Annotated in this window: 18 protein-coding genes; 16 read left to right on the forward strand and 2 right to left on the reverse strand. The window is 51.2% G+C overall.

All coding sequences use genetic code 11. The annotated features are described in order from the left end of the window. On the forward strand, positions 1–1,407 hold the full coding sequence (locus AC6ESO_RS03755) for an NAD-dependent malic enzyme (protein ID WP_497090198.1): 1,407 nt from the start codon (positions 1–3) through the stop codon (positions 1,405–1,407). A 199-nt stretch (positions 1,408–1,606) separates the two neighbouring features. Further along, positions 1,607–1,951, forward strand: coding sequence for a hypothetical protein (locus tag AC6ESO_RS03760; protein WP_497090199.1), 345 nt, complete (start codon positions 1,607–1,609; stop codon positions 1,949–1,951). Between the two features lie 380 nt (positions 1,952–2,331). On the opposite strand, the gene AC6ESO_RS03765 is transcribed toward AC6ESO_RS03760, so the two are convergent. Beyond that, a complete protein-coding gene (locus AC6ESO_RS03765) occupies positions 2,332–4,545 on the reverse strand; it encodes a DUF4434 domain-containing protein (protein WP_497090200.1) in 2,214 nt (737 codons plus the stop codon). Positions 4,546–4,850: 305 nt separating this feature from the next. Between AC6ESO_RS03765 and AC6ESO_RS03770 the strand changes: the two genes are divergently transcribed. The 7 genes from AC6ESO_RS03770 (at position 4,851) to AC6ESO_RS03800 (ending at position 11,812) form a co-directional block, all read left to right on the forward strand. Then, on the forward strand, positions 4,851–5,546 hold the full coding sequence (locus AC6ESO_RS03770) for an N-acetylmannosamine-6-phosphate 2-epimerase (RefSeq protein ID WP_497090487.1): 696 nt from the start codon (positions 4,851–4,853) through the stop codon (positions 5,544–5,546). Between the two features lie 53 nt (positions 5,547–5,599). Next, the gene (locus AC6ESO_RS03775) at positions 5,600–6,469 is read left to right on the forward strand and encodes a MurR/RpiR family transcriptional regulator (RefSeq protein ID WP_497090201.1); all 870 of its coding nucleotides are present in this window, start codon (positions 5,600–5,602) and stop codon (positions 6,467–6,469) included. 181 nt (positions 6,470–6,650) lie between these two features. After that, entirely contained in the window at positions 6,651–8,042 is a 1,392-nt protein-coding gene (locus AC6ESO_RS03780; RefSeq protein ID WP_497090202.1) for an ABC transporter substrate-binding protein, read from the forward strand. Between the two features lie 84 nt (positions 8,043–8,126). Further along, positions 8,127–9,026 carry a carbohydrate ABC transporter permease gene (locus AC6ESO_RS03785; protein ID WP_497090203.1) on the forward strand — a complete coding sequence of 300 codons (900 nt, stop codon included), beginning with the start codon at positions 8,127–8,129 and terminating at the stop codon, positions 9,024–9,026. Positions 9,027–9,028: 2 nt separating this feature from the next. After that, a complete protein-coding gene (locus AC6ESO_RS03790; RefSeq protein ID WP_497090204.1) occupies positions 9,029–9,871 on the forward strand; it encodes a carbohydrate ABC transporter permease in 843 nt (280 codons plus the stop codon). 44 nt (positions 9,872–9,915) lie between these two features. Next, entirely contained in the window at positions 9,916–10,872 is a 957-nt protein-coding gene (locus AC6ESO_RS03795) for a DUF4434 domain-containing protein (protein WP_497090205.1), read from the forward strand. A gap of 10 nt (positions 10,873–10,882) precedes the next feature. After that, positions 10,883–11,812 (forward strand): ROK family protein, encoded by a 930-nt coding sequence (locus AC6ESO_RS03800; RefSeq protein WP_497090206.1) that lies wholly within the window; start codon positions 10,883–10,885, stop codon positions 11,810–11,812. A gap of 100 nt (positions 11,813–11,912) precedes the next feature. On the opposite strand, the gene AC6ESO_RS03805 is transcribed toward AC6ESO_RS03800, so the two are convergent. After that, positions 11,913–12,059, reverse strand: a complete 147-nt coding sequence (locus tag AC6ESO_RS03805) for a hypothetical protein (RefSeq protein WP_494817432.1) — start codon at positions 12,057–12,059, stop codon at positions 11,913–11,915. Positions 12,060–12,336: 277 nt separating this feature from the next. Between AC6ESO_RS03805 and AC6ESO_RS03810 the strand changes: the two genes are divergently transcribed. From AC6ESO_RS03810 to AC6ESO_RS03840, 7 genes are all read left to right on the forward strand, one after another. Beyond that, on the forward strand, positions 12,337–13,392 hold the full coding sequence (locus AC6ESO_RS03810) for a Gfo/Idh/MocA family protein (RefSeq protein ID WP_497090207.1): 1,056 nt from the start codon (positions 12,337–12,339) through the stop codon (positions 13,390–13,392). A gap of 44 nt (positions 13,393–13,436) precedes the next feature. After that, positions 13,437–14,543: a Gfo/Idh/MocA family protein gene (locus AC6ESO_RS03815; protein ID WP_497090208.1), complete on the forward strand. Its 1,107-nt coding sequence runs from the start codon at positions 13,437–13,439 to the stop codon at positions 14,541–14,543. 38 nt (positions 14,544–14,581) lie between these two features. Continuing rightward, positions 14,582–15,385, forward strand: coding sequence for a TIM barrel protein (locus AC6ESO_RS03820; protein WP_494817435.1), 804 nt, complete (start codon positions 14,582–14,584; stop codon positions 15,383–15,385). 61 nt (positions 15,386–15,446) lie between these two features. After that, positions 15,447–16,883 carry a sulfatase family protein gene (locus AC6ESO_RS03825; RefSeq protein ID WP_497090209.1) on the forward strand — a complete coding sequence of 479 codons (1,437 nt, stop codon included), beginning with the start codon at positions 15,447–15,449 and terminating at the stop codon, positions 16,881–16,883. Then, the gene (locus AC6ESO_RS03830; protein WP_497090210.1) at positions 16,876–17,874 is read left to right on the forward strand and encodes a Gfo/Idh/MocA family protein; all 999 of its coding nucleotides are present in this window, start codon (positions 16,876–16,878) and stop codon (positions 17,872–17,874) included. Before AC6ESO_RS03825 ends, AC6ESO_RS03830 begins: the two co-directional genes overlap by 8 nt. Before the next feature lie 99 nt (positions 17,875–17,973). Further along, the gene (cysC, locus tag AC6ESO_RS03835; RefSeq protein ID WP_497090211.1) at positions 17,974–18,540 is read left to right on the forward strand and encodes an adenylyl-sulfate kinase; all 567 of its coding nucleotides are present in this window, start codon (positions 17,974–17,976) and stop codon (positions 18,538–18,540) included. After that, positions 18,537–19,964 carry a sulfatase family protein gene (locus AC6ESO_RS03840; protein WP_497090212.1) on the forward strand — a complete coding sequence of 476 codons (1,428 nt, stop codon included), beginning with the start codon at positions 18,537–18,539 and terminating at the stop codon, positions 19,962–19,964. The genes cysC and AC6ESO_RS03840 overlap by 4 nt, the downstream gene beginning before the upstream one ends.

Below are 19,964 nucleotides of genomic sequence, written 5' to 3' on the forward strand. Positions count from 1 at the left end.
ATGGCACAAACTAGCATTATTTTCAGGTTAGAGCTGGATCACAAGAAAGTTACCTTCGGCGACGTAGCCGCAACAATCAGCAAAGCGGGCGGCGATATTACTTCCATTGACGTCATCCGCCCGGGACATGACACTTCAACACGCGATATTACAGTAGATCTTTCCGACAAAAATGAATCGGTAATGGTGGATGCGCTGCGTGGACTTGACGGCATCTCCGTTATCAACGTGTCGGACCGTACGTTCTTGGTTCACTTGGGCGGGAAGATTACCATTCAACCGACGCTGCCCATCAAGAATCGCGATGATCTGTCCAAGGTATATACACCGGGAGTAGCGCGCGTGTGTACGGCCATCGCTGAGAATCCGCACAAAGCTTATTCGCTTACGATAAAACGAAACACAGTTGCCGTAGTCACTGACGGAACAGCGGTTCTCGGACTCGGTGATATTGGCCCGCATGCTGCGGCACCTGTTATGGAAGGGAAAGCGATGCTGTTCAAGCAATTGGCAGGCGTTGATGCGTTCCCATTATGTCTGGATACGAAAGATACGGAAGAACTCATCCGGACGATTAAGATCATGAGCCCGATCTTCGGCGGCATTAATCTGGAGGATATCAGTTCTCCGCGCTGTTTCGAAATCGAAAGCAGGCTTGCCGATGAGCTTGATATTCCGGTCTTTCATGATGATCAGCACGGTACAGCCGTAGTTGTTATCGCAGGGTTGTTAAACGCCCTTAAGGTAGTCGGCAAACGGATCGAGAATATCCGCGTAGTCGTGAACGGCATTGGCGCTGCAGGCGTATCGATCTGTAAAATGCTGCTGCAAGCCGGTGTGAAGCGACTCGTTCCGGTTGACCGTGACGGTGCCATTATTCGCGGCGGATCCTACGAGCATCACCCGATGTGGCAATGGCTCTCCGAGCAGCCGCAGGTTGAAACGAACAGCGGCACGTTGAAGGAAGTTATCGCAGGTGCCGATGTATTCATCGGGGTATCGCGTGCGCGCGTGCTTGGCGAGGAAGATGTGAAACGTATGGCACCGGGGAGCATCGTATTCGCGATGGCCAATCCGGAGCCGGAGATCACACCGGAAGAGGCCCTTCCGCATGTGGCCGTATTTGCGACGGGCAGAAGTGATTATCCGAACCAAATCAACAATGTCCTCGTATTCCCGGGCTTGTTCCGCGGAGCGCTCGATTGCCGGGCAAGAAGAATCAATGAGCCGATGAAATTGGCGGCAGCAAGAGCGATTGCATCGGTCGTTTCCAGCAGCGAGTTGAATGAGCACTACATAATTCCGAGTATTTTCAACGAGCAGGTCGTCATCCAGGTTCGCAAAGCAGTCATCGAAGCGGCTATTCTGACGAATGTCGCGAGACGGACACCTCCGGAGTATCGGTAAATAGCTCTTACATGCATAAACAGCTGCAGGATTGGGTTGCTCCTTCCTGCAGCTTTATTTATGATGAAATGGTAACTATTATTTTACATCTGCGGGGGAGAGGGACGTTCTGACTCATAAACAGCTGGCTTCATCATGCTTTAATAAGGTTTGGGATCTGCTGAGTAAGGAAGCGCGAACAGAGCGGGAGAACGAAGAGATGGTGCATCTCTGCCACAGCTCGTTCTGGCATTGGACACAGGTGGAGGAGCACACGCCTACGAATCTTTCTGTCGGCTACTGGCAGCTGGCTCGCGTATACGCTGTTATTGGACAAGGCAGCCAAGCACTCGATTATGCCAACAAATGCTTGAAGGTCACCACTGATGCGGAGCTGGATGCCTTCTATATGGCTTATGGATATGAAGCGGCTGCCCGGGCTTATGCGGTATTAGGCCAAGACGCTAGCAAAGACGAGGCGTTGGCACAAGCGGCCGATTACGCGGAGCAAGTGGTAGATGCAGAGAGCAAGAGCTGGGTAGTTGCGGATCTTGCCACGATTTAATCGAATATAGGGGCTATCTCTAAAGTGTGCGGAGTGACTTTTGAGGTGGCCCTTTTTTAGTTGCGCAAGTGTAGCTTCGGTTGCTATGGCATGCAATAAAGCTGCAGGGTGAGTTTGCGAAATGTTGCTCGAAAGGCAACATTTTCATCTTTCGCAACCTCGACAACCTTAATTGATGCATGAAAAGCAACAATTAGGTAGATAAGTAGCGCCTAATGGACATCTCAAGGAGAAATATTGCAATACGCGCAACATTTCCACGTCCCCCACTATAAAATCGCAATTCTGTTGCACATTAGCAGCATTTTTGGGGTAAGTACCGTAGTTTGGGTTAGTTTGTGAGTTGAGAGTCGGATTTCCCGACTCTCAACAACAGCCAACTACTGCTTCACTTGAATTTCATCGATAAATGTCCAGGCACTGCTGGCAGGCTCGATCTGCACTTTCACATATCGACCAGTCACGCTGCTTAGGCCGGTTACTTTATACGTTTTCGTTTGGTCCGTGGCGCTGACAGCCGGTTTATTGACGACACCGACTTGCGTGAAGTTCACGTTGTCCGGCGAAGTAAAGAACGTAACCTTCTTCGGAAGCAGGATATAGACCGATTTGATTTGAAGGAAGTTCGAAGTCACCTCTTTAATCGTCTTCGAACTGCCGAGGTCGATTGTAAAGGAATAGGTGCTGGCCGTATTACGCCCTTGCCACGCAGCATCGGAATAGACCGTAGAGCCGAAGCTGCTGTTCGTCAACTCACCGCCGCTATCCGGATAGGAAACATCAGCAGCCAGTGTAGACGTATAGGTTTTGCCGGCTGACAGATTCGTAGGGTAGCTGGTGCCCGCTAAAGTAGTGACGGATATTTGAGATGAAATGGCAGAATTGTTTCCGGCTGCGTCGAACGCTTGCACTTTATACGTATAAGTGGTGCTCGCACTTAGCTGGCTGTCGTCAAAAGTGGTACCAGCCGAATACGCCGTCCAGACAACCTCATTGTTTCGATAGATCTTATAGCCGACTACGCCGGTAGCATCCGTTGAAGCCGTCCAGCTGAGGTGCGTAGAGATTGAAGTAGTAGAAGATGAAGCCAGAGAAGTAGGGGTTGTAGGTGCTGTCCCGTCTAAGGTTCCGGAGGTTACGTAATTCTGATAAGTGGTGTAGTAGAGCGGGTTTACTTGCTGCGGACTAATATAATGGTTAAAGCTGAAGCTGAGATAGTTCGTTACATAAGAGGAGACAGCGTTGATATCCGCTACCATCATCGATAAATCCATCGGCTGAAAATCCAGATTGAACGTCTCGGCATCATCCCAGAGCAACATGGCCGGCCGCGCATTGGTGATCGCTGCTTTCGTAGCGGAGAACCAAGCACCGAGCTGCGCAGTCGTTGCGTGACCGGCGCCGACACCATCCTGCAGCGCCAGAATATCGAGGGAGCTGTTCGGGAGAATCGCTTCCCACATCGTTTGCCAGCCGGAAGAAGTCTGTCCGCCGGAGGTGTTGTAGAACGGGGAGATCATCACTTTCAGTGAAGGCGACAATGTCTTAATGTAACCGGCTACGGTTTGATAAAAGATGTTCATACGGCTCCACTCCGTGGAAGTTGGGAAGTTCCAGTTATCAACTTCGAAGGAGAGATAGAACCCTTTCAGAGATGCATTCGTCCCATATTTGGCGTAAAGATCGCCCGCCAATGTTTTGGCGAAGTTTGCCTCGTTCGTAAGCCAAGTATTGTCGCTGGCATACTTGCCGAACCAGTCTTCATTGAGCTGCAGGCCGAGGTAAATGTCTACGCCATACGTATTCCCTTTGGACAAAGCTTTCGATACGACATCTATGGACGTATTTTGCGTATAGCCGGTAAGTGCGGTCGTCGGATAGACCATCGTGTGGGATTTGCTGTTGGCCGTCCACTGGAGGACCAGCTGATTCATGCCGACATCGGTCATTTTCTGATATTCGGTGTTCCACTGCGTGTCCGTCCACGTATTGCCAAGATCGGGCTGAAGAAAGGTGCCATTAAGCTTCGTTACTCCGGATAAAGAAGCGGGGCTCACTTCCCATTCGTCAATAAATGACCAGGTGCTTGCGGCACTTGTAACGGTGATTCGCACATAACGAGCAGAGATAGTGGAAGAGGCTGAGCAGGAGTAGGGGACAGCTGCAATGTCGACGCCCGCGCCTTGCTGCGAGACTGTACAAGCTGTTGTATAGCTTGTTCCGTTCGTAGATGAAGCGTAAGTGACGAGGGTAGGGGTTTGGATCGCGGCACCGGTATACTTGAAGAAGTTGGACTTGAAGTCTTTGAAGGATTGGGCGGTTCCGAGGTCAACGGTGAAGGTGTAGCTGGTGGCGTTGAAGCGTCCTTGCCAGTTTGCATCGGCTAGCAAAGGGGAGGCATAAGTGCCGTTAGTCAATTCTATGCTGCTTGTGTCGGGGTAACTGGCATCCGCGGCGGTGGAAGCAGTGTAGGCTTTGCCGAGAAGCAGGTTAGTGCCGGAAGCGAACGCCTCCTTCGGAACAGGTGCTGCAATGCCAACGATAGATAGTACGACGAAGAGTGCGAGCAGTAATGAGAGCGTATTCCTTTTCATAAACGACCTCCTTTAAGGTGGGTGGCATGAATGGAATAAACCACATTAATTTAAATATAATGTGGAGTATTACACCACACATCGCCAGATTACTCGCATCACGCTGGGAAGTCAATCCTTTTTTGGAGTGCCGATCGTGCTCGTTTTGTAAAAAATATTCTTTACATCCCCGGTAGGCCATACTATAATTGGAGGAAATAACCGTCATAATTTATAAACTTGGAGTTTAATACCGCACATTTGTATCAACCGTTTCAGCAAACCAATCGATTTACTTGCCGGGAGGTGCTAAACATTTGAGAAATGTGACTACACATGCGGTGCGATTAGAAGATTTGAAAGGCAAATTGATTGTGTCCTGCCAGGCGTTCCCGGGCGAAGCGCTATATGGCAGTGATATGATGAGCCGAATGGCTCAAGCTGCCGAGTACGGCGGTGCATCCGCGATCAGAGCTAACTCACCTGATGATGTTGCGGCAATAGTCGAAGCCGTCAATTTGCCGATTATTGGATTATGGAAGCAGTCTTATCCGGATTCCGAGGTTTATATCACGCCTACCTACGCCGATGTAGAACAGGTTGCGCAAGCCGGCGCTTCCATCGTTGCCATGGATGCCACACTCCGGGCAAGGCCCAGAGGAGAGAAGCTTGAGGACATTGTAGCGAAAGCCAGATCACAGTTAACCTGTCTGTTAATGGCTGATGTTTCCACGATGGAAGAGGGGCTTCATGCCGAGAAGCTGGGGTTCGATATCATCTCGACAACCTTATCCGGTTACACCTCGTACAGTGAGCAATCCGAAGAACCTGACTTTGCTCTCGTTTCAGAGCTGGCTCAGCGCATCTCAGTACCCGTATTTGCGGAAGGGCGTATACGGACGCATGATCATACGATACGTCTGCTTCAAAGCGGAGCCTATGCCATCGTTATCGGAGGTGCAATAACAAGGCCGGAGCTCATCACCCGAAAATTCGTTGAAGCGATGAATAGCGTGCATTAGTAGAGCGTCTCTTTTCATATCGATGTCCAATCTTTCACGGGAGGCGTCCATTCGTGTCGAAGTTTACGAAGACTCAGGACAGTTCGAATACGCTGCTTGTCATTGCAAGCATGTATAAATCACTAAGTCGAACCGAGCAGAAAATAGCGGATATTATACAGGAAGATCCCGAGAGTGTCGTGTATGCCACATTGACGGACTTGGCTGAGAAGGCGGATGTGGGCGATACTTCCGTGCTCCGTTTGTGCAGGAAGCTCGGCTTTCGGGGGTACCAGGAATTTAAGCTCTCCTTGGCACAGGATCTCGTAAATCCGGTGAAGAACGTACATAGCGAGATCGAGGAAAGCGACGATGTTGCGACCATTGCGAGCAAAATCACAGCGGAGAATAAAGCCTTTTTGGAGAATACGCTTGCACTTCTCGACATGCGGGAATTGCAGAAAGCGATCGATGCGATTGCGAAGGCGGACAAAATTTATTTTATCGGGGTGGGATCGTCCTCCAATACCGCCGCAGATGCGAAATACCGGTTCATGCGTCTTGGTTTTCATACCGAGCTCATCATAGATTCGCATGTGATGGCTATGACGGCCACGCTGATGACTAGCCGAGATGTGGTTTTCGCCGTTTCCACTTCGGGAAGCACAAAGGATATCGTCGATACGGTACGAATTGCCAAAGCAAACGGCGTATTCTTCGTCTGCCTCACCAGTCATGCCAAATCTCCGATCACGCAATTTGCAGATGCGGTGCTGCTATCTTGCTCCAAGGAATCACCGCTTCAAGGCGGGGCGTTCCGCTCGAAGATTACCCAAATCCATGTCCTGGACATACTGACGACTGCTGCTGCCATTCAGTGCAGGGAGCGGGCTTATCAGGCGATCGAACTGACATCTAAGGCTGTAAGCGATAAATTATATTAACGAACACCAAGACGACTTCCTTGTTCGAACAGACGTTGTAGGCAAAGCTGAGAAGCTGCTGTACGTGTTCAGACTAGGGAGTTTTTTTGCATACAACCAATTCAACTAGATCAAACGAACAGAGTGCAGCTGATCGGTTATCTTATCCCAAGGATTGACCAAGAAAACGGAGGGGTTGAACATGGTGAAAAAAGCTAGTAAGAAATGGTATGTCTTGTTAATGCTTTCGGCAATGGGAAGTCTCGCACTCACAGGCTGCTCGTCTAACTCGAATTCGAATTCGGAGGGGGCGAATAAGCCGGCGCAAACCACTACGTCTGACGCGAACAACTCGAATGCGAGCGCCACGAACAAGACGGAAGATGACGCGAAGACGGAAACGCCGAAAGAGAAAACCGAGGTGAACTTCTGGTATTTATGGGGTGGCACGGAAGCGGAGAATCTGGAGAAGCTGATCGCCGAATTTAACGGAAGTCAGGATTTGTACACAGTCAAAGGGTTGTCTGTTCCTGACATGCAGAAGATCATCGTGGCGCTCTCAAGCGGAAGCGGTCCTGACCTAACCGACAATTTCAGCTCGAATACGGCTTCGTATGCGGAGAAAGGAATCATTGAACCCCTTGACGAATATATCGCGAAGGACAATTACGACATGTCGGACTTCGTGCCAGGCGCGCTGAAGAGCGGTCAATATAACGGCAAAACGTATGCGCTCCCGATCAACGTAAATTTCTATATGATGTTCTACAATAAGAAGCTGTTCGCAGACGCTGGCATCGCCGCTCCGCCTACTACGGACAAAGAGCTGCTGGAGGATGCCATCAAGTTAACGCAAGTGAATGATGATAAATCGATCAAAGTGATGGGATTCCCGGATTTCCCTCTCGTTTATTACGTGAATCCGATGTCCTTTGCGCTTGGCGGCGACTTTGCATCTGCAGACGGTAAGCTTACTCCTAACAACTCCGGCACGCTCGCTGCCATTAACCTCATGAAATCTTACCGCGAGAAGTTCGGCGTAGACAACATCACGAAATTCAACTCCTCGGCCAAATATTTGGACGCAACCGATCCATTCATCTCAGGCAGACAGGCGATTCGATTCGATGGACCTTGGTTTGGCAACACCGTGAAGAACCAACTGAAAATCGAAGGCTTGGATTATGGCGTGGCGCCGCTCCCGGGTCCCGAAGGACAGCCGGGCTTAGCAGGCGGCGGTGAAGTCAGCGCGTCCACCTTCTTTATCGCTAAGAATGCGAAGAACAAGGATGGCGCATGGGCGTTCCTGAGCTGGCTGACATCCAAAGAGTCGATGACGAAATTCAATGCGATGTTCGGCAATCTACCGGCACGAACTTCCGTTTACGACGATCCTTCGCTGCAAGGGCTGCCTGACTTCAAGCTGTTTGCCGATGCAGCCAAGAATGCCAACTTGAAAGCATTCCCGGCCGTTTCCGTGCAGACGGAATACGCGAAGCTGATCTCCGACCAGTTCGAGCTGGCCGTGAACGGCAAGAAATCGCCTGAGGATGCCTTGAAGGAAGCGGACGAGAAAGCAAGCTCGCTTAAATAATGAAGCTGATCGTCTCTTTCGGACTCCTGCTTGATCAGGAGTCCGAAAGAGACGTAGCTGATTCAACCGCTTCGGAGGTGTGCGATGGGGAAGAATACCGTTAAAGGACTGCTGTTTGCCAGTCCGTGGCTGATTGGATTTCTCGGACTGACGCTGTATCCGATCTTGCTTTCCTTCTATTATGGATTCACAGCATTCAATGCCTTTCAACCGCCGAAGTTTGTCGGATTCGGCAATTACAAGGAACTGTTTCATGATGATCTATTCTGGATCAGCGTGCGCAATACGCTGTATCTCACCATTTTCGGTACGCCTGTGAACCTAGCGTTTGCGCTGCTGGTGGCGTTGCTGCTGAACGTGAAGGTCAGAGGGATGGCAGCGTATCGCACGTTATTTTATATGCCGACCATAGTACCGCTGGCTGCATCGACGCTGCTGTGGATCTGGATTTTGAACGGTCAGTACGGTTTGCTGAATGGGCTGCTAACGAAGCTCGGGTTGTATGCGCCGAGCTGGCTGGGCGATCCGGTATATACGAAACCTTCGTTGTTGATCATTGGGGTCTGGGCTGTGGGCAACGTCATCGTCATTTTCTTAGCCTCTCTTCAGGATGTATCGGCAACCCTGTATGAAGCAGCTGAGATCGACGGCGCGAGCGTACTGCGGCGATTTCTCCACATTACGCTGCCTAGCATTTCCCCGATCATTCTCTTCCAGCTGATTATGCAGCTCATTAACGGATTTCAATATTTCACGCAGGCTTATTTGATCATCGGAAGCTCAGGCGGTTTGAACGGCAGCCAAATCGGCGGCCCGGAGAACTCGTTGCTCGTCTACGCGGTCTACCTCTACCACAATGCATTCTATTATCTCAAAATGGGCAAAGCATCAGCGATGGCGTGGCTAATGTTCGTCATTGTCGGGCTAGTGACTTGGGCGGTTTTCAAAACATCTAAAAAATGGGTCACCTATGGAGGGGATTAACGTTGACGACGAGACCTCTTGCCAAAACACTGAATCGCAGTATTCTTCCTCATATGGCGCTCATCGTGCTCAGCCTGATATTCGTCGTTCCGTTTCTCTGGCTCGTGGGCACGTCGCTCAAATCACTGAATGAAATCTCCCAATCGACGCTGTCGCTTATCCCCCAGAAGGTACATTGGGATAATTATGTCCGCGTTTTTGAACGCATTCCGTACACTCGCTATATGATGAATACCTTATTTGTCACCATATTGAGTGTAATCGGACAGCTCATTTCGTCCTCACTAGTTGCCTATTCGCTGACGAAGGTAGAGTGGGATGGCAGTAAATACATATTTCCGGTCATTGTCGCCACCATGCTGCTGCCGTTCCAGGTGACGATGATTCCGGTCTACATGATCTATCAGAAGCTGGGTCTTGTAGGGAGTTATTGGCCGCTAATCATCCCTACCTTCACGGGAGCGCCGTTCTATATTTTTCTGCTGAGGCAGTTTTTCATGACACTGCCGGATTCGCTCATTCAAGCCGCCAGAATCGATGGTGCGAATGAATGGACGATATTTACCCGAATTGTAATCCCGCTATGTAAGCCGGCGCTGGCAGCTATAGCAATCTTCACGTTTCTATATACGTGGTCGGATTTTCTGGGTCCACTCGTGTATTTGAACGATAGCGCAAAATATACGCTTACGCTAGGTTTGCAGGCATTCATGGCAGAGCATTACGTGGAATGGGATTTATTGATGGCGGCTTCCGCATTGTTCACGTTACCCATCATCATCATGTTTTTCTTCGCGCAAAAGTATTTCATCGAAGGGATTACATTAACAGGGATTAAAGGTTAATTTGCCTAGGTGGGACAAACCACACACATTCAGGGGAGTGGGGAATGACTATGACGGCTGCGCGGGTATTACCGATATCGGGAACTTGGTTTGATTTCCATCATCCGAACCCTTATGAGGGCGACCACTGGAATGCGACAACCGATCAATTTCGAGCCGGCGACTGGGAGCTGAAGATCACGGAGATGGCCGATGCCGGGATGGACACGTTGATTCTAATGTCTGTAGCCCTTCACGGCAAAACGTTCTACCCGTCCGAGGTGATCAAAGAACGCTGGAATTTAGTTTGTCCCGATCCGCTTGAGGTGGTGCTGAAAGTGGCTGATCGGCTTGGCGTTTCCGTGTTTCTTGGCCTCGGTTTCTTCTCGACGCCGATCTTCCACGGGTTCGGTCAAGGCAGCGATGCAACACGGTACCGATTTGAATTTGCTTCCGAGCTCTCTCAGCGATACGGCCATCATGCCTCCTTTAAAGGCTGGTACTTCCCGGTGGAGGCGGCAATAGAGCAGTATTATCCCGCGCCTTATTTGGAATATGTCAATACACTTGCCAATCACTGCCGCAAGCATGGCCCTCAGCAAGTGCTTATCGCTCCTTTCGGTACGCGTTCTATAGTTGCGGATGAGCACTTCGTTGGTCAGCTGAGAGCTTTGGAAGCGGATTTCATTGCTTATCAAGACGAAGTCGGCGTAGGCAAGACCATTGTTGCAGAGCTGGACGATATTTGGGGGCGGCTTCGCGAGGCGCATGATAAGGCGGGGAAGCCGCTCTGGGCGGATGTTGAAATCTTCAAGTTTCATGGCAAAGTGCTGCATCCGGCTCCGTTCGAGCGCGTGAAGGGGCAGCTGGAGGTGGCGTCCAAGTATGTGGATAAAATACTGTGCTATCAATATTTGGGGATGTTAAATAAACCAAACAGTCCGGCACATGCAGGTCATCCGGATTCGCCGAAATTGTATCAGGATTATATGGATTACATCCAATCCGCACGATCGAAGTGAGGTGATGCCTATGAATCAAACTGCCGTTATCGGAATCGATATAGGGGGTACGAACATTAAGTCAGGCATCGTCGACAGCTCGGGCTATGCGCTTCAAATCCATACATGGCCAACCGAAGCGCAGCTTGGGCGAGACAAGTTATTGGATCGTATTACCGGAATTATTGACCAATATGGTGAATTTGCCCGTACTGAGGGGATAGGTCTTTCAGGGGTTGGTATCGGAACTGCGGGTTTCGTAAATAGAGAAGGCGTAATCGGAACCGCTACCGATAATTTGCCGGGTTGGAGCGGCACGCGGTTAAAGGCAATCATGGAACAGCGCTGCGGTCTTCCCGTTGAAGTGGATAACGATGTCAATGCGTTGGCGATGGGAGAACTTTGGCTTGGTGCCGGGCAGCAATGGACGGACTTCCTTTGTATTGCGCTGGGTACAGGAGTAGGTGGCTGCTTAATCGTTAATCGGATGCCGTACCGCGGGAGAAGCGGCTATGCAGGAGGATATGGCCATCACGTGATTCAGTCCGGCGGAGTGCCGTGCAATTGCGGTCAATGCGGTTGTTGGGAGCAATATGCTTCGGTAACGGCGCTCAAACGAATGGCAGCCGAGCATATCGGGACAAGCAAGCTTTCGCCGGAGGCACTCTTTGCCGGCGCACAATCAGGCGGGGAGTCAGAACTCGCGATCGTGGATCGTTATGCCGACTATATTGCAATCGGGCTTGGTAACCTCATTCATGCCTTTAATCCAGGTGCCATTGTAATTGGCGGGGCTGTGACCGGACAGGGAGAATTCTTGTTTGACCGAATACGAAACCGAGTCCGTGCGCATACCATGAAGGCTTATGTGGATGAACCCGAACTACCGATTGTACCTGCGCAACTGGGGGATATGGCAGGCATGTTCGGATCCGCATACCTCGCAATGAGGCAGGCTTGAGACTTGCCTATAGAAGGAGAAAAAAGACAGCGGTTTTGCAAGGTTTCTTGCAGACCGCTGTCTTTTTGTCGTTTCGCTTCACCCTGAAACAGTCTTGTTCTTAACCTGTCGATGGGCTGTTTGGTACATGCCCCTTCTGGTTGCGGTTCCGATCCGTTGAACCGGCAACATCATTCTCGGCTTGACGGGACTCCGTCTGCATGGCGTTCATTTTGCCTTGCAGCGTTTTGTTCTTATTTCTGGACAATACTCATCCTCCTCGACGATATGTAGTTGCCTTGAGGGAGGCGGTCATAGGTTGCCCAATCCGTACGCCACCGATTCTTTTCCGCGATGCGACTTCTATTTATGTCCTGATCGCAATAGTTATTGTCCAGATCGACCATGATTCCATGCTTTAGGTTGATTATGATGAGGGAAGTAATCGTTTTCATGGTCAGTAAACAACCAAGCTGAATGCTGCATGTCCGATCTTTGGATCGTACACGCAAACCAATCAGCAGTGAAGGAGAGATATGAACCCAATGATTGGAGTTGGAATCCTCGGATTTGCCCACGGGCATGTCAATGCTTATTGTGACGAATGGAAGACGGCTGATTATGGCGTGAAGGTGATTGCCGCCTGGGATCATGATGCACAGCGATTGGAGACGGCTTGTACGGCGTATGACCTGCAAAGGTATGCGGATGCGGTCAAATTGCTTGAACGAAGCGACATTCAGGCGGTTGTCATTGCTTCTGAAACCTCAAAGCATGCTGAGTTGGCAGAGCTTGCCGCCGCACACGGTAAAGCGATTATCCTGCAGAAGCCGATGGCGCTAACGATGGCGGAAGCCGATCGAATCGTCGAAGCAGTGCAGAAGCACCAGGTCCCGTTTACGCTGGCTTGGCAGATGAGAACGGACCCGCAGAACATCCAGATGAAGCAGTGGATCGAGAGCGGAGAGCTGGGTCAAATCTTTATGGTTCGGCGCAGACACGGATTGCCGGTAGGCTTGCATGCTGATTTTGCAAACAGCTGGCATGTGGACCCCGCTGCGAACCGCGATATTTGGGCAGATGATTCCGCGCATCCGACTGATTTTATCCACTGGCTGCTTGGGGAACCGGAAAGCGTAACGGCTGAGATTGCGTCGATGTTTAACCCGCGTATCCCAATGGACAACGGCATCGCCGTGTATCGTTATGCGGACGGACCGATTGCAGAGGTCAGCTGCTCGTTTACATGCACCTCGGCGCAGAACACGACTGAAATTATCGGAGAGCTTGGCACCATCGTGCAGAATTACGGGGACGCCACAAGCTGCAATGTACCTCGTCCTGACGATGGCGCAGGGCTCATGAAATATACGACGGCAACAGGCACTTGGACCGCAAGCGACATTGCAACACCTGCGAATCATGGCTTCCGTATCCGTGGACTTGCGAAGCCGCTGGCTGAATTCCTGCGCGGCGAGCGGGCGCCAATTGCAACAGTCGAAGAAGGACGTACATCCCTTCGGATGGTTCTTGCTTCGTACGTTTCAAGCGAAGAAGGCCGCCGAGTACGGCTCAGCGATTCTAAGATCGAGAACGTTTAATAGACAAACCAATACCTATAAACCATTTCAGGAGGACTTCAATCATGGCAGTTAAAATCGGAATCGTAGGGATGAACGGCATCGGAAATTTACACGCGGCATGCCATAAAGAAGATGAGCTCGCAGATCTCGTTGCTGTATGCGACATCGTGAAGGAGCGCGCGGATGCCGCAGCCGAGAAGTATGGCGTGAAAGCTTACTACAGCTTGAAAGAAATGATTGAGAACGAGCCGGATATCGAAGTCATCGACGTAACGACCGGCGGAATCGACAACGGAAGCTGGCATTTCGAGCCTGCGATGGAAGCGATCAGCTACGGGAAGCATGTTCTCGTCGAGAAGCCGCTTTGTCATGATATTCGCGAGGCGCGTGAGCTGGTTGCCTATGCAGAGAAACAGAAGGTTTACCTGGGCTGTAACCTGAACCATTATTTCACGGAGCCGGCAGCGAAAGGCAAGCAATATATTGAGAATGGTGAAATCGGCGAGCTTGTGTATTGCTTGGCTAAGATGGGCTTTAACGGCGGTGAAGCCAACTACGGACCTGCAGGATCCGGCAAAGTGAAAGGCCATCCCTACTTCCACATGAAGGCGTTTCTGACACATCCACTTAGCGTAATGAGACATTTCTGCGGCGATATCACGCATATTCAGACATTCTCGGATCGTCCGGGCTTCCGCAAAAGCGCAGGCGATGTGATGGCCTCGATCAACAGCATCCATCTCAAGTTTGCCAATGGCGGCGTTGGTTACCTGCTTAGTCAGCGCGGCGATGCCGTTTACGGTCTCGGCGGCTGGTGGAGCTTAGAGATGGCGGGTACAAAAGGAACGTTCTGCATCGAGAACTGCGTCGAGAAAATTTCGTACTGGAAAGCAGCGAAAGGTATTCCTGCAATCAGCGTACAGCCGGAGCCTGAAGTAACGGACTATGGCACCAACGACTTCAATACGACGTTTAATCACAGGCTGCATGCTTTCTTGGAGGATGTATCGAACAAGGTTCCATTCGAGGAGCTTCGCGCTAATGGCCGCGATGCACTTGCCGTATTGGAATATACGTTCGCGGTTATCGAGTCGTTCGAGCGCGGCGGAGAAATGGTCAGGCCGCATCCGCTTCCGCCGCTACATGGCGATCCGTTGTTCTTGAGATAAAAACCAACATTAAACAGAACCTTGAGGAGGATATAACAATGATTCAAATTGGCGTGAACTCGGTATTATTCAAATCGTATGATTTCGCTCAAGCAGCAAAACTGATTGCGCAATGCGGGTATGACGGCGTTGAGATCTCAGCGATTCAAGGCATGTGCGAGCACCTGGACCTTAGCCGCTGGCAGGAGCAGAAGGATGAGCTGCAAGCGATTGTACAAGAGAACGGCTTGAAGTTTCTCTCCATGGAGGTAGCTTCACTGAACGAAGAGCGCTTGCTGCTTGCTTTCGAAGCGGCGCAAGCGATCGGAATTCCGGTTATTAATGTCGGTCCCGGCGGCAAATCCGGTGTAGATGAGGATTTGGCTGCATCGATTGAAACGCTGAGCCGCTTATCAGAGATTGCCGGCACCTTCGGCGTTACGCTTTGCGTGAAAGCGCATGTCGGAAGCTCGATCTACAATACGCCGACTACGCTCGCAGCAATGGAGCAAATCGCATCGTCTTCGTTCGGCATCGATATGGATCCAAGCCATATTCATCGTTCCGGCGAGAACGCGGAAGAAGCGCTTCCTGCCGTTATCAGCCGCGTGAAGCATATCCATATCCGCGACTGCAAAGGCCGCGAGCAAGGTCCGGGTCCGATCGAGCTGCAAGCATGCGGCCGCGGGGATATCGATCTGTTTGGCTATTGCGAAGCGCTTGTAGCGGGCGCTTATGACGGCCCGGTCGTACTTGAAGTTATCGGCGCGCAGCCCACACATACCATTGAGCAAGTGACTGCCGTTGCAGCGGAGTCGTACGGCTATCTGAACGCTTGCTTCAAGAAATTAAACGCCCGCTAGCCGTTACGGTTTACGAACTTTCCTTCTCCCACCAAACAATTACGCTTAGGAGGCTACTGCCATGTCTGCAAAAAAACCTAATATTCTCTTCTTCGGCATCGACAGCTTGCGCCGCGACCATATGAGCGGCTATGGCTATTCGCGTCTAACGACGCCATATATCGATAAACTTGCTTCGCAAGGCGTAACGTTCGAGCAGCATTTTAGCCCGAGCATTCCGACTACGCCTGCCTATGCTTCCATGCTTACAGGGATGGATGTGTTCGGAACGGATGTCGTGGCGCTGCGCCATGAAGGCCCGCTTGGCGGCCATGTGGACACGTTGGCTGAGGTGCTGGAGGCGAATGGCTACAATACCACCTGTATCGGATTTACCGGTAATCCATCGGCACGCGGGTTTCAAAACTATCTGAATTACGAGTCTTGGCTTCCGGAGGAAGAGAGCGGCCGTGCTCCGAAAGCAGAGAACCTGAACAATGTTGCGATTCCGGAACTGGAGCGTCTCGCTGCGGAAGATAAACCGTTCTTCCTATTCCTGCGCCATATGGATCCGCATTCGCCCTATCTGCCTCCGCAGCCGTTCGAGCGGATGTTTTATGGGAAAGACGAGAAGGACCCTTCCAATTCCTCGATGGAGCCGGTTTATGATTTCAAGCCCTTCGGCGATTATTTGAAATCGTGGATCGGGGAAGACGTGACCGACCATGAGTACGTAACCGCACAGTACGATGGTTCCATCGCGTATATGGACATCGCGATTCAAACGTTATTCACGAAACTTGCCGATATGGGCATTGAAGAAGATACGCTCATCGTGATTACGTCCGATCATGGCGAAACGTTGTATGAGCATGATTGTTATTTTGACCATCACGGCCTTTATGACTGTACGCTTGTCGTGCCGCTTATCATCAAATTCCCGGGACGCGTACCAGCCGGCAAACGAGTTTCGAGCGTCAGCGTCATCTCGGACATTATGCCGACAGTGCTGGATTTGCTCCAAATTGAAACGAATATCCCGTATGACGGACGCAGCCTGAACCCGTTCATCAAAGGTGAAGCCGACAGCAGCATGGAGAAAAGCGAGCTCTACATTACGGAGTGCACCTGGATGCGTAAACACGGCTGGCGGACGCCGGAGTGGAAGCTCATCTGCTCGCTGGAGCCCGATTTCCATTACAAACCGGAGATCGAGCTGTACAATCTGATTCGCGACCCGCAGGAGAATGTGAACGTAGCTGACCAAGAACCGGAAGTCGTCGCTTTCTTGCAGCAACGGATGAACGAATACATCGCCAAACGCGAGGAAGAAGTAAATCGGACCAATCCGATCTACACGAACACGAACTGGCACGGACAGAACAAGATTTTCACCTCCTCGCAGGAAGCGTATGACTCCCTCTATATCGGGTCGATTAACAATGCACGCAAGCTGCAGCAGAAGGACAAGGAGAAGGAACAAGAAGAAGCTAAAGAGACGGTAGAGAGCAATGATTAAAGTAGCTGTCGTCGGCGTAAACCATATCGGTAAAATCCACTGCCACGCTTACAAGCGGCATCCGGATACAGAGCTGGCAGCAGTATGCGATCTTATGCAGGAACGTGCCGAGGCGGCAGGCAAGCTGCATGGCGTCCCATTCTATACGGATTTGCGAGAGCTTCTGCAGCAGGAAGACGTGGATGTTGTCGTTGTGGCAACAGCCGGCGTAGAGAAGGGCAGCCATCACTTCGCACCGACAATGATTGCAATCGAGGCAGGCAAGAGCGTATTCGTCGAGAAGCCGATCTCAAACAACATTGAAGAGGCTCGTACGATGGTAGCCGCTGCCAGAGAGAAAGGCGTCCGGCTCGCGTGCAACCTGAATCATCGGTTCACGCCTGCCGCTTATAAAGCCAAGGAGCTTGTCGCTTCCGGCAAGCTCGGCTCCTTGCTCTTCCTGAATATGCGGCTTACGATCCGCAATCCGCAGGAGGATACGGAATGGCTGCATATGCGCGCGCTGCATCCGCATTCCATCGATGTGATGCGTTATTTTGCAGGTGACGTCAAACGGGTGCAATCCTTCATGACCAAAGCTCCCGGCCGCCAATCGTGGTCGACCGTATCCATTAATATGGAGTTCGAATCCGGCGCCGTCGGCCATTTGACCGGCAGCTACGATATGTCGATGCGGCACCCGATCGAATATTGCGAAGTGGCAGGGAATGAAGGCAGGATCGTCGTAGATAACGTATATGAAAGTATGACGTACTACCCGCATGAATCCGATGAGCTGACGGTCGTTCGAAATCCGCTGTTTGGCGGGATGAAAGGCTTCGACGATACGTTCGATCAGCGCATCAATTGTTTCATTGAAGAATTGAAAGCAGGCGTTGCGCCTGAACAGATAACGGCATCGGGAGCAGACGCGCTTGCAGCCCAAGAAGTCATTGAAGCGGCCATTAAGTCGCATCAACTCGGCGGGGCTCCGGTGACAGTCCAACTATAGCTAGGGAAGAAACTTACCACACAGCACACACCACACAAGGTGTCATACGTTTCTTCTTGTTACCTAGGGATGCTGCAGGAGATACGGAGGGAAACAGGCATGAATAACGGTTACGGCTCGGTATTATGGTTTACCGGACTATCCGGAGCAGGCAAAACAACGACAGCCAAAGCCGTAGAGAAGAAGCTGCTGGAGCGCGGAAGACGGGTAGAGCTGCTTGACGGCGATGAGCTGCGAGCCACGATTTGCAAAGGGCTGGGCTTTAGTATGGAGGATCGTTTCGAGAACATTCGAAGAATCTCCTACGTTGCCAATTTGCTCTCCCGTAACGGGGTTGATGTGCTGGTCTCAGCCATCAGCCCTTATAAAGCGATGCGAGATTACGCGAAAGAGCAAATGCCATCGTTTGTGGAAATCTACGTGAAATGCCCGCTCCATGTGTGCGAGATGCGAGATGTGAAAGGGTTGTACGCTAAAGCGAGATCGGGGGAGATTACCCGTTTCACCGGCGTATCCGATCCCTATGAGGAACCGGAAAATCCCGCTATTACGCTGTGCACCTCCTCGTCGACGCCGGAGCAGAATGTAGATCTGGTTCTGGCTTGGATCGATCAGAACGCGAGGACGAAGTACAAAGACAACCAGAAAGGACTCAGTGGGCTATGAAAATCATTCTAATATCGCTGGATACGCTTCGGGCATCTCGGTTAAGCAGTTATGGCTACACGAAGCGAACAAGTCCCCATTTGGATCAGATCGCGCGCGATGGCGTACTCTTCGAGCAGGCTTATGCAGCCGATATTCCGACAGAGGTAGCCCATACCGGCGTCTTTACCGGCAAAATCGGTCTTACTACCGGCGCCGTCTCACACGGCTCTGATTTGACGAACCTCCCTAAATCGGTGGAATGGCTCCCGAATTTGCTGCGCTCGGCCGGGTTTACCACGGCGGCCGTCGATAATATGTATCAGCTGAAGGAATGGTTTGCCCGCGGCTACAACTACTATATCAACAGCGTTGGCGGCAACCGCTGGATCGATGGCAGCACAGTTAACAAGCTGGCTCTGCCATGGATCGATCAGCATAAGGATGAACCGTTCTTTCTGTTTCTGCATTACTGGGATGCGCATACGCCGTATTTGCCTCCTGATTCTTACATTCCGGAGTTTTATGATTCGGCTAAGGACCCGTTCGATCCGCGAAACAAAAGCATGGAGCCCGCCTACAATCATTCGGCCTATCCGTTCTTTAAGCACCATCATTACGATCTCGTCGGTCAGGTGACGGACAGCGATTATTATGATGCGCTCTATGACGCGGAAATCCGCTATTTGGATGACCGTTTGAAGGAACTCGACGATCATTTGGCGAAGCTAGGTATTCAAGAAGAGACGCTGCTCGTGCTATTCGGCGATCATGGAGAGAGTTTGACCGAGCATGATATTTATTGGGATCATTGCGGCTTATATGAGCCAACCGTCCATGTGCCTGTTATTATGAGGTGGCCGGGCCGGTTGCCGGAAGGAAGACGCGCGTCAGGACTCGTGCAGCAGGTTGATCTGCTTCCGACATTGCTCGAAGCCATTCGCAAGGAAGCGCCGGCTGGCATCGATTTATCGAAGCTGAAAGACCCGGCGGGCCTTGATGGCAAGAGTTTATGGCAAACGATCCAGGGGCAGTCCGAAGGGACGCATGAAACGGTTTACTTGAGCGAATGTGCGTGGCAGGCAGCAAGAGGAATTCGGACGGATCGTTACAAATTTATCCGAACCTATGATGCGGGTCCTTTCACGAGACCGCCGCGTGAATTATATGATTTATCTGTGGATCCCGAGGAGAAGGTGAATCTGGCAGATACGGAGCCGGCGTTGGCCGAAGCGTTCGAGCATGAGCTGGAAGAATGGGTGCAGCAGAAGCTTCACGGAAGACAAGACCCGATGGCCATGCAGCTGGAGGAGAGAGGTTTGCCGTTCCGCAGACGGATTGAACAGATATTGGCGGGAGCGGGAATGACTTGGGACGAATGGAAGAGCAATCCGGACCGGACCAAGTTTGATGAAGCAGCCAGTAAGCATTCACACAGTAAATAG

The sequence above is a fragment of the Paenibacillus rhizoryzae genome, assembly GCF_059686995.1.